Source organism: Haloechinothrix sp. LS1_15 (assembly GCF_033042135.1).
Taxonomy (GTDB): domain Bacteria; phylum Actinomycetota; class Actinomycetes; order Mycobacteriales; family Pseudonocardiaceae; genus Haloechinothrix.
The window spans coordinates 128,973-143,105 of the sequence record NZ_WBXM01000008.1; the positions used below are offsets into that span (position 1 = coordinate 128,973).

A 14,133-nucleotide genomic window follows, 5' to 3' on the forward strand; every position below is an offset into this window, starting at 1 on the left:
CGCGATGACCACACACGCACCGTCCTCGGTCATCGCCACATCACCCGCGGCGACGGCGTGGTCGAGGTGGTCACGGTTCCGGCGCTGGTTCGCCGAGGCCGTGCGGGGGCAAGGGTTGCTGCACGGCACCTGGTCCCGCAGCACGGGTCTGCTCGTCGCCACCCTCGCGCTGGTCGCGATCGCGCTGGCCTCGCTGCTGATCGGCAACGAGCGGCTGTCCCTGCACGAGGTACATGCCGCCTACTTCGCCTACACGGGTTCCGACACCGATCTGATCGTGCTGCACCTGCGCGTGCCGCGTACGTTGGTGGGCCTTGCCGTCGGGATGGCGCTGGGGATCGCGGGCATGCTGGTGCAGGGGGTGACGCGCAACCCCCTCGGTGGTCCCGGCATCCTGGGTATCAACGCGGGTGCGGCGCTGGCCGCGGTCGTGGCGATCAGCATATTCGGCGCGACCGCCGTCATCGGCTACGTGTGGTTCGCGTTCCTCGGCGCGGCACTGGCAGCGGTGGTGGTTTACGCGGTCGGCTCGATCGGCGCGGGCGGCGCCTCGCCGGTGAAGCTCGCCCTGGCCGGTGCCGCCGTGACCGCGATGCTCGGCTCGGTCACCTCCGCGATCATCCTGCGCGACCGTGCGTCGCTGGACGAGTACCGGTTCTGGGTCGTCGGCTCGCTCGGCGGCGCCGACACCGCGATGCTCGGCCACGCGCTGCCGTTCATCGCGCTGGGCGTGCTGCTCGCAGTGGCGCTCACCCGGCCGCTCAACGCCCTGGCCATGGGTGACGACCTGGCGCGCTCGCTCGGCGTGCGGCTCGGTATCGTCCGCGCGCTCGGTGGTGTCGCGGTAGTGTTGCTGGCCGGTACCGCGACCGCGGCGGCGGGCCCCATCGGTTTCGTCGGCCTGGCAGTACCGCACATCGCCAGGGCTATCGCGGGCCCGGACTACCGCTGGATTCTGCCGTGGAGCGCGGTGCTCGCACCCGCGCTGCTGCTGGCCGCCGACATTCTCGGGCGGGTGATCGCCAGGCCGGAGGAGCTGCAGGTCGGTATCGTCACCGCGCTGGTCGGCGCGCCCGTATTCATCTACCTCGTCCGGCGTAAACGGTTGGCGGGTCTATGAGCACCACGAGCACCAGCGCTACCGCTGACAGCGGCTCGCGGGCGGGCGCCGCCCCCAGCGCGGCAGGACTGCTCCCGGCCGGAACGTGGGTGGTGCGCATCGAGCGTTTCGGTTTCTCGGCCCGTGTCTACCGGCAGGCGCTCGTCCTCGGCTGTGTGCTTTGCGGGCTCACGCTGGCGGCCACCGCCGTGTCGCTTACGCTCGGCGACTTCAGCATGTCCGTGACAGACGTGCTGGCGGTCGTGGCAGGCGAGGCGAGCCCGATGCTGACGCATGTGGTCGTCGATATGCGGCTACCGCGCGTGCTCACCGGGATCGGGGTGGGTGCCGCGCTGGCTGTGTCCGGCATGATCCTGCAACGGCTGGCACACAACCCGCTGGTCAGTCCGGACATCATCGGGATCAACGCGGGAGCTTCGGCGGCGGCGGTGGCCACGATCGTGCTGTTCGCGGGCACCACGTTGCAGGTCGCGGGCGGCGCGCTCACCGGAGCCGTAGTCACCGCGATGCTGCTGTACATGATGGCCTATCGGCGCGGTGTCGCCGGGTACCGGCTGGTGCTCATCGGTATCGGGCTGACCGCGATGCTGTCCTCGGTCACGTCCTACCTGCTGACCCGCACCGACATCGATTCGGCCGAACGCGCCATGATCTGGCTGACCGGGAGCTTGGCGAACCGCTCCTGGTCCCACGCCGCCACGATCTGGCTGGCACTGGCCGTGCTCGTACCGGTCACGCTGGCGCTGACCAGGCAGCTGCGGCTGTTGCAGCTCGGCGACGACACCGCAGCCGCGCTCGGCGGCCGGGTGCAGTCGGCACGGGCGGCGCTGCTGTTCACCTCCGCGGCAACGGCGGCCTTCGCGACGGCGGTCGCCGGGCCAGTGGCGTTCGTCGCGCTGGTCGCGCCGCAGATCGTGCGAAGACTGCTCCGCGAGCGGGTGGTGGGCATGCTGCCCGCGATGGCGTGCGGTGCACTTCTGGTGATCAGCTCGGATCTACTCGCCCGCACCGCTTTCGGCCCGAGTGAGCTACCCGTCGGCGTGATCACCGGCGTGCTCGGCGCGCCGTACCTGCTGTACCTGCTCACCAGGATGAACCGGATCGGACACGGATGACGACGCGAACACACCCCACCACGGGCCATCTCGCCACAACGGACCTGACGCTCGGTTACGGCGGCCGGGACATCGTCTCCGAGCTCTCGGTCGACTTCCCCGTCGCACGGATCACCGCGATCGTCGGCGCCAACGGCTGCGGCAAGTCCACCCTGCTCCGCGGCCTCGGCAGGTTGCTTCGACCCCGTGGCGGCACCGTCACGCTGGACGGCGCCGCGATCGCCACGATGCCAACCGGTAGTCTCGCGACCCGGCTCGGCCTGCTGCCGCAACAACCGCTGGCGCCCGAGGGCATCACCGTGGTCGACCTGGTCGGCCGCGGCCGCCACCCGCACCAGCGATGGTTCCGCCAGTGGTCGGCAGCAGACGAGGAGGCGGTGCGCTCGGCACTGGAGGCCACCGGGTTGACCGAGCTCGCAGGCCATGCGGTCGACGAGCTCTCCGGCGGGCAGCGGCAGCGTGTCTGGATCGCACTCGCCCTCGCGCAGGACACCGAGGTCATGTTGCTGGACGAACCGACGACCTTCCTCGACCTGGCCCACCAGGTCGAGGTGCTCAATCTGCTTGCCGACCTCAACGCCGAGCAGGGTCGCACGATCGTGCTCGTGCTGCACGACCTGAACCTGGCTTGCCGGTACGCCGATCACCTGATCGCGATGCGCGACGGTGCGGTCACGGCCGAAGGCAGTCCGGACGAGGTCGTCACCGCCGAACTCGTGTCCGAAGTCTTCGGCCTGCGCTGTCAAGTGATCGCCGATCCGTTGACGGCCACACCGCTGGTGCTGCCCGAGCCGCGGAGCTCGCGGCCTCGCTGAGCGCCCTCACACGCCTCCCGGACAGCGGGCAACGGGCCATCCTGCGTCACTCCATAGTGTGTTCTTTGCAAAGCAACCTACCGTGACAGAACCATCACACCTCCGTGTGAGCGCAGGCGCGAATGACCCAGCACGGGCCGCCCACCCGACCCTCACGTTCACTGTCGATCACCAAGGCCGGTCGTACCACGGCGGTAATCACCCCGAGGCAAAACACGAAAGCACCACACGTTTAGACTGGGTCGATTTCCCACCGCGCGGCCGTGCCACCGTGGCCCTCGAGTGCGCTCGTTGACACCTGCGATCAGGGGTGAAAACCTTCTCACGCTTCCGGAAGCACACGAGTAGGAAACAACGATCCATTAAGGAGCCCCTCACATGGAAATGCTTGCGATGTGCACCGAGTACTGCACCGACGGCGACGTCATCAGCGGCATCCTGGCGAGCATGGCCAACTTCCTCGGCTGGCTCGTCTGACACACGTGATGCCACTGTCCGGGCCGGAACGTTGGCGCGGGTCCGGCCCGGACAGTGGCCCCGGCGAATGGATACCGTGGCGCACGCTCAAGAGGCGACCAGCTCGATGATCGACTTCGATCCCGCGGGCCACACCGCGTTGACCCGCAGTCCGGCCTCGCGTGCCAGCTCGCGGTAGGCGCTCAAGCCGCGCTCCTTGCCCGCGAGGTAGGCCAGCATCCGCAGATCCATGTGCGTGTTGGGCGAGTTCCCGTCGTCACCGACGGACTCGATCACCAGAACGCGGCCCCGCTCGCCTGCGGCGTCCGCACAATGCCGCAAGATCCGCACGGCAGGCTCGTCAGCCCAGTCGTGCAGGATGGCCGACAGCACGTAGCAGTCGGCCCCTGGCGGAAGGGGATCGAAGAAACTGCTGGTGATCACCTCGGATCGCTCGTCGAGAGAGGCCAGTGCGAGCTTGCGCCTCGCGGCCGCTGCCGGAGCCTCGAGATCGACGACCGTACCGTTCAGCCAAGGGCGGTCCGTGAGCAAGCCGACCATCAGCGAGCCGTCGCCCCCACCGACGTCGACGACGTGGCCGACCGACCCCCAGTCGTACGCGCCGGAAACGGCGTCCACGAGGAAGCCGACATGCTTGCTCATCAGGCTGTCGAAGGACGCCGACAGGTCCGGATCAGCCGAGAGCTCCTCCCAGAACCCGGTTCCGTAGCGGACCGGGTACGCCGGCTCACCGGTGCGGATCGTGTGCTCGAGCTCCACAAGGCACTGATCCGCGCGGCCGAGTGCGCCGTCGAGGTCGAGCCAGGCGCGCACACTGTCGGGATGGTCGTCACGGAGCGCTTCACCGCGCGGAGCCAGCTCGTAGCCTTCGTCGGTTCGCCGGAAGACACCGGCCGTGACCAGGTGCCGCAGCATCCGATCGAGCGCATCGGCATCGCACCCCGTCGTCCGCGCCAGTTCCCGCGACGAGCGACGGCCGGCTGCGATGTGGTCGGCCACGCGCAATGTCGCTGCCACCCGGATCGCCATCGGGGTCACCAGGCTCGCCAGCTCCCAAATCCCGGCGCCCCATGCGGCACCGGTCGTATCGGCCGTCTCGGCCGCGCCGTCAGTCATGCGAAGCAGTCTGCCAGGAGTAGGGGCGCACCCGCACCTGTCCAGAGCGGGCGCCTCCTGGTGTACTGCGTCACTCAACGGGACGGTTCCTGGATGAACGCGTACACCCGCACGCGGCCTCAGTGCTTGAGTTCGTCCATCAGCGAATCCGCGGCCGTGTAGGGATCCAGCTCGCCGCGGGCGACACGCGTGCCGAGCGACCGCACCGCCTCACCGCCTGCCAACCGGCCGAACTCGGTACGCACCTGCCGCAGCGCGATCGCCTCCACTTCGGCTCGTGCCCGTTGTTGCCTGCGGTGGGCCAGCTCGCCGTGCTCATCGAGCCAGCGACGGTGATCCTCCAGCGCGGCGCGCAGGTCACCACCACCCTCGCCGCGCGAGGCCACCGTCGACACGATGGGCTGGCGCCACCGGGGTCCGGTGATCTCCCGCCTGCTGGCGGCCAGCATGTCGCGGAGCTCGCGCACCGTCGCCTCCGCTCCCTGCCGGTCGGCCTTGTTCACCACGAAAACATCCGCGATCTCCAGCACACCGGCCTTGGCAGCCTGCACACCGTCACCCATACCGGGCGCCAGCAGCACTACGGTGGTGTCGGCGTGCTTGACGATGTCGACTTCGGACTGACCGACACCCACCGTCTCGATCAACACGACGTCGAATCCCGCGGTCTCCAGCACCCGTGTTGCCTGCGGGGTCGCCCACGCGAGTCCGCCGAGATGGCCGCGTGTGGCCATCGAGCGGATGAACACCCCGGGATCGGTAGCGTGCGCCGACATCCGGATCCGGTCGCCGAGCAGCGCACCGCCGGAGAACGGCGAGGATGGGTCGATCGCCAGTACACCGACACGATGACCCGCCCGCCGCAGCTCGGACAGCAGCATCGCCGTCGTCGTGGACTTGCCTGCCCCCGGTGGCCCGGTCAGACCGATCACGGTCGCGGTTCCGGTGTGCGGCGCCAGCGCCCGCGCGATCTCGCGTAACCGGGGATGATCGTCCTCGACCAGCGACAGCAGCCTCGCGATGGCGCGTGGCTGACCGCTGGTGACCCGCTCGATCAGCTCCCCGAGGTCGACAGCGACCGCCACGGCGGGCCGCTCAGCCTCGCGGTACGGACAGCAGCAGCGCGTCCCCCTGGCCGCCACCGCCACACAGCGCGGCAGCACCGAGACCGCCACCACGGCGGCGGAGCTCGTGGGCCAGGTGGACGACGAGCCTGGCTCCCGATGCGCCGATCGGGTGGCCGAGCGCGATCGCGCCGCCGTTGACGTTGACGATGTCCGGGCTGACCCCGAGCTGTCGCGTGGACACCAGGCCGACCGCGGCGAAGGCCTCGTTGATCTCGACAAGGTCCAGGTCTGAGGCCGACGCACCTGCCTTGCCGAGCGCCGCCGTGACCGCGTTCGACGGCTGCTCGTGCAGGCTGGCATCGGGTCCGGCGACCACGCCGTGGGCACCGACCTCGGCCAGCCAGTCCACGCCGAGCTCCTCGGCCTTCGCCCGGCTCATCACCACCACCGCCGCGGCACCGTCGGAGATCTGCGAGGCCGACCCCGCGGTGATCGTGCCATCACCGGCGAACGCCGGGCGGAGCTTGGCCAGCCCCTCGGCCGTGGTGTCGGCGCGTACTCCCTCGTCGGTGTCGAACACGGTGGGTTCGCCCTTGCGCTGCGGGATGGTGACCGGGGCGATCTCCTCGGCGAACACCCCGTCGGCGATCGCCTTGGCCGCCTTCTGGTGCGAGGCCGCGGCGAACTCGTCCTGTTCCTGCCTGGTCAGCGCGTACCGTGCGTTGTACTTCTCGGTGGACGAACCCATGGCGACCTGGTCGAAGGCGCAGTGCAGCCCGTCGTAGGCCATGTGGTCGACCAGCGTGGTGTCGCCGTACTTGAAGCCGGAACGGGAGCGCGGCAGCAGGTGCGGCGCCTGGGTCATCGATTCCTGGCCGCCTGCGACCACGATGTCGAACTCGCCTGCCCTGATGAGCTGGTCGGCCAGCGCGATGGCGTCCAGACCGGACAGGCAGACCTTGTTCACCGTCAGGGCTGGCACCTCCATCGGCACGCCGGCCTCCACGGCCGCCTGGCGCGCCGGGATCTGACCCGCGCCCGCGGTGAGCACCTGCCCCATGATGGTGTACTGCACCTGCTCCGGTGCCACGCCCGCGCGTTCCAGCGCTGCCGCGATGGCGATCCCGCCCAGCTGTGCCCCGGAGTAGTCCTTCAACGAGCCGAGCAACCGGCCGATCGGGGTGCGCGCACCGGCAACGATGACGGAACGGGACACGACGAGCCTCCTACCCTGACGACGATGCCTACCTTGCCAGGCGTGCCGGGCACGTCTGGCGAAGCGACCCGAACCCGGCCGGGCGTATCCGGACGGGCCGTGCAGGCCGTCGGGCCGGGCAAGCCGGGCAGGCCGCACGGGATCGTGCACCGACGATACCGCCGCCCCCGCGCGCGAGCACAGCAGCGGGGACGGTCGCCCGGTGTGAGAATCCCGACGCCCGCGCACCTGCTCCACCGCGGCGCCGGTCGGTATCCTCACCCGCATGAACGACGCGCTGCAGCCGCATGTCACCGCCATCGACCACGTGGGCATCGCGGTACCCGACCTCGATGCCGCCATCGACTTCCACCGCGAGCACTTCGGCCTGGAAGCGACCCACATCGAGGTGAACGAGGAACAGGGGGTGCGCGAGGCCATGCTGCGCCCGCGGGGCGACCACTCCGGCGCCGCCATCCAGCTGCTCGCGCCGCTGAGCGAGGACTCGACCATCGGCAAGTTCCTCAACACCAAGGGACCCGGATTGCAGCAGCTCGCCTACCGGGTGACCGACATCGAGGCCGCCTCGTCGGCGCTGCGTGCCAGCGGGCTGCGCCTGATCTACCCGGAGGCCAAGCGCGGCACCGGCAACAGCAAGGTGAACTTCGTGCACCCCTCGGACGCCGGGGGAGTTCTCGTCGAGCTGGTCGAACCCGCCGCTTCGTGAGCCCGGCCACCCGCTGCGGCGGTACCGGTCACTCCTTACGGAACTCGGTGATGACATCGCCCTGGTTGGGCAACGCGTACTGCCCTCCAGCACCCCAACGGGTGAACTGACGCACCGGTTGCAGGCCTGCGGCGTGCAGGTACTCCAGGAACAGCTGGGCCGTCATGGCCGAACGCCAGCCCTCCGCGGAGCCGCCGTCCGCGGGATGGTGTACCAGCCCGGTTGCACCGGGACGCATCACCCTGGCCAGCTCGGCGAGGTACGCGCGCTGGTCAACCGGCGCGATGTGCAGGAAGACGTCGTAGGCCCATACGAAGTCGACCGACTCCCCAGCCACGCCCGCGAGGCTGCGCCCGTCACCGACGACGAACGAGACGTTGTCGCACTCGCCGAAGCGTTCCCGGCACAGCCCGATCGCCTGCTCGCTGATGTCGGTCAGCACCAGGCTGCGCGACCTTGGTTGCAGCTCGACGGTCCACCGTCCCGCGCCGGGACCGATCTCCAGCACGTCCGGCGATCCGGACGTGCCAGCCAGCGCGGGAAGCAGCACCTCGGAGACCAGCGCCCCGCGCCACTCCGGCGAGGGTGACCACTCCTCGCCCGCTGCGGACCAGTCGTAATCGCTCCACAGGCGCCGGTTGTACTCCCTGGTATTGACTCCCGGCAGGTCGCACGCGCGCTCCCTGGCACGGGCCCGCTCGTCGAAGAACCGGCTGGCGCTCGCGGCCGCCCTGTTCAGCACGTGGTACCCGAGCCACAGCGTGTCGTTGGCGCGCCACCGGTCGCGCAGCTTCGCCCATGCGCCGGCGGGCAGCCGCTCGTGCCCACTTTCCACCTCGTCTCCTGCGGTTTCGCGCGACTCGTAACTGGATCCGGCACGTGTCATGAGCACACTCCCGTAATTCGGTCGGCATCTCGGAGGCAATCCGACGTCTTTCTTCAATCACACGTAACGACATAACAGTGGTTCTCGTTACGCCGTGCAGTAGCGCTACCGGCAACTCGTTCCGCCACACCAGAAACGTGAATACTGTTTCGAAATCCGAGCCTTCCGAGGAGATGCTATGTACACAGTTCCCCCATCGACACTGGTCACCGGAGCTGGAGGGTTCATAGGAGGGCACCTCGTGCGCGCGCTCCTCCAGCGCGGCCACCAGGTACGCGCGGTAGATGTGAAACCCATTCAAGAATGGGATCAGTGTTTCCCCGAAGCGGAGAACCTGGTGCGCGATCTGAAATATCTTCAGAATTGCCGGGAAGCTGCCGCCGGGGTGAACGAGGTTTACAATCTCGCTGCCGACATGGGCGGCATCGGATTCATCGAGAAATACAAGGCGGCGTGCATGCTGTCGGTGCTGATCAGCACCCATATGCTGATCGCCGCATCGGAGGCCGGAGTGGAACGCTACTTCTACTCCTCGTCGGCCTGCGTCTACGCCGCGGGCAAGCAGGACCGTACCGACGAGGTCGAGCTCCGCGAAGCCGATGCCTACCCGGCCATGCCGGAGGACGGGTACGGCTGGGAGAAGCTGTTCGCCGAACGCATGGCACGCCACTTCCGGGAGGACTACGGGTTGACCACCCGCGTCGCCCGTTACCACAACGTGTACGGCCCGAACGGCGCATGGCAGGGAGGCAGGGAGAAGGCACCCGCGGCGATCTGCCGCAAGATCGCCATCGCCAAACTCACCGGACGCGACAGCATCGAGATCTGGGGCGACGGCGAGCAGACCCGCAGCTTCATGTATGTCGACGACTGCGTCGAGGGCACGATCGCGATCGCAGGGGGCCACGTCGCCGAACCGCTGAACCTGGGTAGCGCCGAGCTGGTGACCATCAACCGGCTGGTCGACATCGTCGAGGAGATCGCAGGGGTCGAGCTGCGACGCGACTACAAACTCGACGCCCCGCAGGGCGTGCGCGGTCGCAGCAGCGACAACACGCTCATCCGCGCGGAGTTCGAGTGGGAACCGTCCACCTCGCTGCGCGACGGGCTCGCGGTCACCTACCCGTGGATCGAACGGCAGGTCGCCATGCAGCTGGCGGGTAAGGCCGAAGCTTCCTACCGGCTCCCGGCGTGACCCGCGCGTACCGGCACCGTCCGACCACCGTTCGAGGGCAGGAGCATCGATGAAGTTCGCGCACTACTATCCCGGTGCCGCAGGGGAGCATTCAGGGGTCGTGGCGGCGATCGCCCAGTGGACCGAGGCCGTGCTCGCCGTAGGAGAGGAGGTGGTGATCTGCTATCACGGCGAGCCGCCCGATCCGACCCGGTACGGCTCGGCCGAGCTCCGACGCATCCGCCACGCCGGGCGCGGCCGCCCCACCCAGGTTCCGGTCGGCCTCGCGGAAGCACTGCACGATGTCGACGTACTGGTACTGCACGAGGCCTGGTTCACGGCCAACCTGGTCGCCGCGCGCGCGGCGCGGCAAGCCGGTGTGCCGTACATCGTGGTACCGCACGGGGTGTTCGAGCCAACCTGGATGGGATTCCTCAAGCAGCCGCGCAGACTGCGCCGCGCTGTGGAGGCCACGGTGCTGCGCGGCGCGGCAGCGGCCCACGTGTGGTTTCCCGCCGAGGCCGAGCACGTCCGCCGCATCGAGCCCTCGACGCGCTGCATCGTCGCCCCACCGGGATTCGAGCTACCCGAACGGCGGTGGCGACCGGGTGGGCGGTACCTCGCCTGGTACGGGCGCTACGCCGTACGCAACAAGGGTATCGACATGCTGCTCTATGCCCTTGCCGAACTACCCGCCGAGCGGCGGCCCGCACTGCGGATGCACGGGGTGGACTACGAGGGTGGCTTGGCGCACACCAGGGCGCTGGTCGAGGCGCTGGAGCTCGACCGGTGGGTGACCGTGGACGGTCCGGTGTGGGGCGAGCGCAAGCGCGACTTCGTGCTCGGCAGCGCGGGATTCGTCCACCCCTCACGGTGGGACTGCATCCCGATCGCGGTTGCCGAAACCCTCGCTCTCGGCGTGCCGTGCCTGGTTTCCGACCGGATCAACCTCGCGCCCGCGCTGGCAGCCGAACGGGCAGCGCTGGTTACCGAGCTGGACACCGCGGCACTCGGCGCCGGGTTCGGCGAGCTGGTCGAGCGCGGTCCCGAGCTGGCGCAACGGGGCAGGGACTTCGTGGCCGAGCACCTGTCGTGGCACACGATCGTCCCCGACTACCTGGACCAGATCGCGGACGTGGTCGGTGTCCGCGCAGCCTGAGCGCAGCACCGCACGCAGGCTGAGCGGGTACCTGGCCTCGCTCGGCTCCGCGGAGGTCGTGGGCCGGGGACTGTCGTTCGTCGCGCTGGTGGTGGTGGCGAGGGTCCTCGGCCCGGACACCTTCGGGCAGCTCGCGCTGGCCCAAGTGATCGTGCTCTACCTCACCGCGCTGGGGGACGGCGGGATCACCCTGTGGTCGCAACGGGAGATCGTACGCAGGCCGCACGAGCTCTCCCGCATCGTGGCGCAGACCCTGGTCGCCCAGGTGGCGTTGGCGCTGGTGGCCATGGTCGTTCTGGGCGCCATCGCGCTGCTGGCCCCGCTGCCGGAGGGGACCGAGCTCCTCATCCTCGCCGCGGCCCCCGTGGCACTGGCGCAGGCACTCAGTACCGTCTACGCGTTACAGGCGCTGGAGTGGATGCGCGCGGCCGCACTGGTCAAAGTGGTCACCCAGGCCGTGGCCGCGTTCGCCGCGGTCGCGCTGGTGTTACTGACCCACCAGCCGGTCTGGGTGATCATGACCATGTGGTTCGGCCAGCTCGTGGGCGCCGGGCTCGCACTGGCCATCCTGCTGCGTAGGGCCGAGCTGCGCGCCGAGCTACCCAGCATGGCCGGTATCCGCACCACCCTGGTGGCTGGCCTGCCGATCCTGGGCAGCCTCGCGCTGATCCACTACTCGCAGATGATGGACACGGTCGTGCTCGGGTTGCTGCGCAGCAGCTACGAGGTCGGCATCTACGCCGCAGCGGCACGGTTGATGATGGTCGCCGCCGTGGCCGCCCTGGTGATCACCAACGCGCTGTATCCGGAAATGGTGCGCAGACACGCCGACAGCGAGCGCGCGCTCGGCGAGTTCAGCGGCACGGCACTCGCGCTCACGCTGCGCGGCTCGCTCGCCGCCGCGCTGCTGACCGCGGCGACCGCGCCGGTGATCATCGATCTGCTCTACGACGCGAACTACGCCGACAGTGTCACGATCCTGCGCATCCTGGCGCTGCTGTTCCCCGCGCTGTGCTTTTCCAGCCTGGCTGGACAGGTACTGATGGCCGCGGGCCGTCGCAGGCACCTGCTGTGGGGGGTGGCCACCGGCTCGCTGGTGGCCACGCTGACCGTCCCCGCCGCCACGCTGACCTTCGGCGGTCTCGGCACGGCGGTGGGACTGGTCGCCTCGATGGCGGTGCAGTGCCTGGCGTTCGCCTGCCTCGCCAGGGGCCCGCTCACCACCGGGTGGGGAGCCCGGCTGCACCGGGAACTGGCCATCGGGCTGCTGCTCGGCGCCGTGGTGCTGCTCGCCCACCTCACCGTCGCCTCCGGCAATGCCCTGCTGCTCGCCTCGATCACCGCGCTGACGCTCGGCCTCGTCGAGCTCACCCGCAGGGCGAGCCGAAGGACTCCTCGGATACCGAATATGTACCGAAGGAGTCCTTCGGCTCACACCCGGCGCGGGCGCACCTAGCTCACCGTGATGACGTGCTCAGCGGTTCCCGCCTGGCCCTCGGCGTTCCAGGTGGTCAGCGAGACCCGGTAGGTGCCTGACTCGTCGTAGGTCACGGTGCCTGCCTCCTCGCGCGGCAGGCCGATACCCAGATCCCACTGCTCATCGACGACGGCGGCGCCGTCACCGGAGCTACCGGTCCGGTAGCCCACCGGCTCACCCACCGCCGCGGTGGTGGGCATGGTGATCGACACCTCGGGCGGGTTCCAGCTGTCGGTGGCCCACTCCCCTGAGGTCGGGTCCGGGCAGCCGCCCTCGCAGTCGTTGTCGCTCCACCGGACGTTGGCAGGCCAGTCCCCGACCGACCACGAGGCCGTCTCCCGGTTGTCCGTGAAGGAGTTGCCCAGCACCGCGAGGTAGTCGGCCTGCAGCCCAGCCCCGCTGACCCCAGAGCCGGCGTTGCCGGTCACCGCCAGGTCCTCGAGCGTGACGTAGCGGGTGTCGTGCCACAGCAACACCCCGTGACCGTCTCCCCGCGTTCCGGTTCCCTCGGTACCGGACACACCACAGTGAACGGTGTCCTCGCTGCCCGGAGGCCGACACTTCCCTCCCCTGGCGTAGACGTACTCGATGCTGCTCTGCCCGTCGTTGTCTGCCATCAGCCACAGGCCGGTTTCGGCCGCGTCGCGGAAGTCGTTGCGTACCGCAGTGACGTGGCTGGTCCGGTGGCCGTTCCAGGCGAGTACCGCGCCGCCGTAGTGCACCCCGGAGTCCACCACGTTGTCGGCCAGCACGAGGTTGCGCCCGTTACCCGCCTCAATGCCGATGAACCCGTCCGCCTCGGGTGAGCTGTCGACCACCTGGTTACGCCGTATGCCGACGCTGTCCGACAGCACCACGCTGATGCCGTTGTCCAGCCGATTGTCCTCGATCACCGCGTCGTGACACTGGTTGAACAACTCGACCGCCAGGCTCTGGTCCTCGTCCACACCGGTCACCGTGTTGCCGCGGATGCTCAGCTGCCGCGCCTGGCCACCCGCGTCCAGCGGGCCGGTACCGTTGGCGCACACGATGCCCCTGCCGCCGACGCCGGTCACCTGGTTGTCGTGGATCCGGACCTGCTCCGAACGCCCGGTGCCGCCTGCCGCGTCAAAGGTGGTGATCCCGATTCCCTCACCGCTGCGGTCCGGGTCGATATCGCGGACGCGGTTGCGTTCGATGAGCACGTCGCAGATGTTGCCCATCCTGATGCCGTGCGACCATTCCCGGGTCAAGCCTCGGATCTCGGTGTCGTGCACGTGGATCGTGGGGCGCTCCCCCGGCGTGCACCGGTCCGATTCCCAGCCGTTGTTCCACGACCGGATGCCGAACTGCACCCACTCGGCGCCGGGGGCCTGCAGCGAGAGGTCGGCGACCGTGACATCGTCGACCGGTCCGGTCTCGCAGGCGTCCAACCCATTGGGGCGATCGTTGATGTCGATCATCGGCTCGCCTTCCAGCCCGCAGATCGCACCGAACAGGCTGCCGAGCGGGGTCGCCCGGATGACGGTCTCGTCGCGACCCGCACCGACCAGAGTGGTGCCGGACTCGGTGAGGTGAATGCTGTCGTTGATGTAGAAGACCCCGGGGCACAGGCGTATGGTGGCGTCCTCGACGCTGTGGATATTCGCCCGGTCCACGGTGCCACTGGTGTCACCACTGGGGGCGATACAGTCGCCTACCGGTTCACCGTCGCCGCCATCGGCCCATGCGGTGCCGTTGCCACCGAGTAGCCCTGCGGCGAGGGCTGCCGCCGCCAGCACGGCCACGTACCGGCGAGTCGCGTTACCGTTGAACGTCCTCACTTC

At 69.2% G+C, this 14,133-nt stretch carries 12 protein-coding genes; 7 read left to right on the plus strand and 5 right to left on the minus strand.

The features are described from left to right. Positions 1–4 precede the first annotated feature (4 nt). The 3 genes from F8178_RS13935 to F8178_RS13945 are packed head-to-tail and all read left to right on the plus strand — an operon-like array spanning position 5 to position 3,050. Positions 5–1,120 carry an iron ABC transporter permease gene (locus F8178_RS13935; RefSeq protein WP_317495202.1) on the plus strand — a complete coding sequence of 372 codons (1,116 nt, stop codon included), beginning with the start codon at positions 5–7 and terminating at the stop codon, positions 1,118–1,120. Continuing rightward, positions 1,117–2,235, plus strand: a complete 1,119-nt coding sequence (locus tag F8178_RS13940; protein ID WP_317495203.1) for an iron chelate uptake ABC transporter family permease subunit — start codon at positions 1,117–1,119, stop codon at positions 2,233–2,235. Before F8178_RS13935 ends, F8178_RS13940 begins: the two co-directional genes overlap by 4 nt. Further along, positions 2,232–3,050 (plus strand): ABC transporter ATP-binding protein, encoded by an 819-nt coding sequence (locus F8178_RS13945; protein ID WP_317495204.1) that lies wholly within the window; start codon positions 2,232–2,234, stop codon positions 3,048–3,050. Before F8178_RS13940 ends, F8178_RS13945 begins: the two co-directional genes overlap by 4 nt. A 564-nt stretch (positions 3,051–3,614) precedes the next feature. Here F8178_RS13945 and F8178_RS13950 read toward each other — a convergent pair. The 3 genes from F8178_RS13950 to F8178_RS13960 form a co-directional block, all read right to left on the minus strand. Beyond that, the gene (locus F8178_RS13950; protein WP_317495205.1) at positions 3,615–4,643 is read right to left on the minus strand and encodes a methyltransferase; all 1,029 of its coding nucleotides are present in this window, start codon (positions 4,641–4,643) and stop codon (positions 3,615–3,617) included. Between the two features lie 119 nt (positions 4,644–4,762). Next, entirely contained in the window at positions 4,763–5,728 is a 966-nt protein-coding gene (gene meaB / locus F8178_RS13955; RefSeq protein ID WP_317495206.1) for a methylmalonyl Co-A mutase-associated GTPase MeaB, read from the minus strand. Positions 5,729–5,738: 10 nt separating this feature from the next. Further along, positions 5,739–6,926 carry an acetyl-CoA C-acetyltransferase gene (locus tag F8178_RS13960; protein ID WP_317495207.1) on the minus strand — a complete coding sequence of 396 codons (1,188 nt, stop codon included), beginning with the start codon at positions 6,924–6,926 and terminating at the stop codon, positions 5,739–5,741. Positions 6,927–7,191: 265 nt separating this feature from the next. On the opposite strand from F8178_RS13960, the gene mce reads away from it, so the two are divergent. Beyond that, complete coding sequence (gene mce, locus F8178_RS13965) at positions 7,192–7,632, plus strand: methylmalonyl-CoA epimerase (RefSeq protein ID WP_317495208.1); 441 nt, start codon at positions 7,192–7,194, stop codon at positions 7,630–7,632. A gap of 28 nt (positions 7,633–7,660) precedes the next feature. Here mce and F8178_RS13970 read toward each other — a convergent pair whose 3' ends face one another. Beyond that, complete coding sequence (locus F8178_RS13970) at positions 7,661–8,518, minus strand: class I SAM-dependent methyltransferase (protein ID WP_317495209.1); 858 nt, start codon at positions 8,516–8,518, stop codon at positions 7,661–7,663. Between the two features lie 178 nt (positions 8,519–8,696). Between F8178_RS13970 and F8178_RS13975 the strand changes: the two genes are divergently transcribed. The 3 genes from F8178_RS13975 to F8178_RS13985 are packed head-to-tail and all read left to right on the plus strand — an operon-like array spanning position 8,697 to position 12,307. Further along, a complete protein-coding gene (locus tag F8178_RS13975; RefSeq protein WP_317495210.1) occupies positions 8,697–9,713 on the plus strand; it encodes an NAD-dependent epimerase/dehydratase family protein in 1,017 nt (338 codons plus the stop codon). Positions 9,714–9,762: 49 nt separating this feature from the next. Continuing rightward, on the plus strand, positions 9,763–10,851 hold the full coding sequence (locus F8178_RS13980; RefSeq protein WP_317495211.1) for a glycosyltransferase: 1,089 nt from the start codon (positions 9,763–9,765) through the stop codon (positions 10,849–10,851). Further along, positions 10,835–12,307, plus strand: a complete 1,473-nt coding sequence (locus tag F8178_RS13985) for an oligosaccharide flippase family protein (RefSeq protein WP_317495212.1) — start codon at positions 10,835–10,837, stop codon at positions 12,305–12,307. Before F8178_RS13980 ends, F8178_RS13985 begins: the two co-directional genes overlap by 17 nt. Here the strand turns inward: F8178_RS13985 and F8178_RS13990 are convergent. After that, a complete protein-coding gene (locus F8178_RS13990; RefSeq protein ID WP_317495213.1) occupies positions 12,304–14,130 on the minus strand; it encodes a PKD domain-containing protein in 1,827 nt (608 codons plus the stop codon). The two genes, F8178_RS13985 and F8178_RS13990, sit on opposite strands and share 4 nt — an antisense overlap. Positions 14,131–14,133 lie beyond the last annotated feature (3 nt).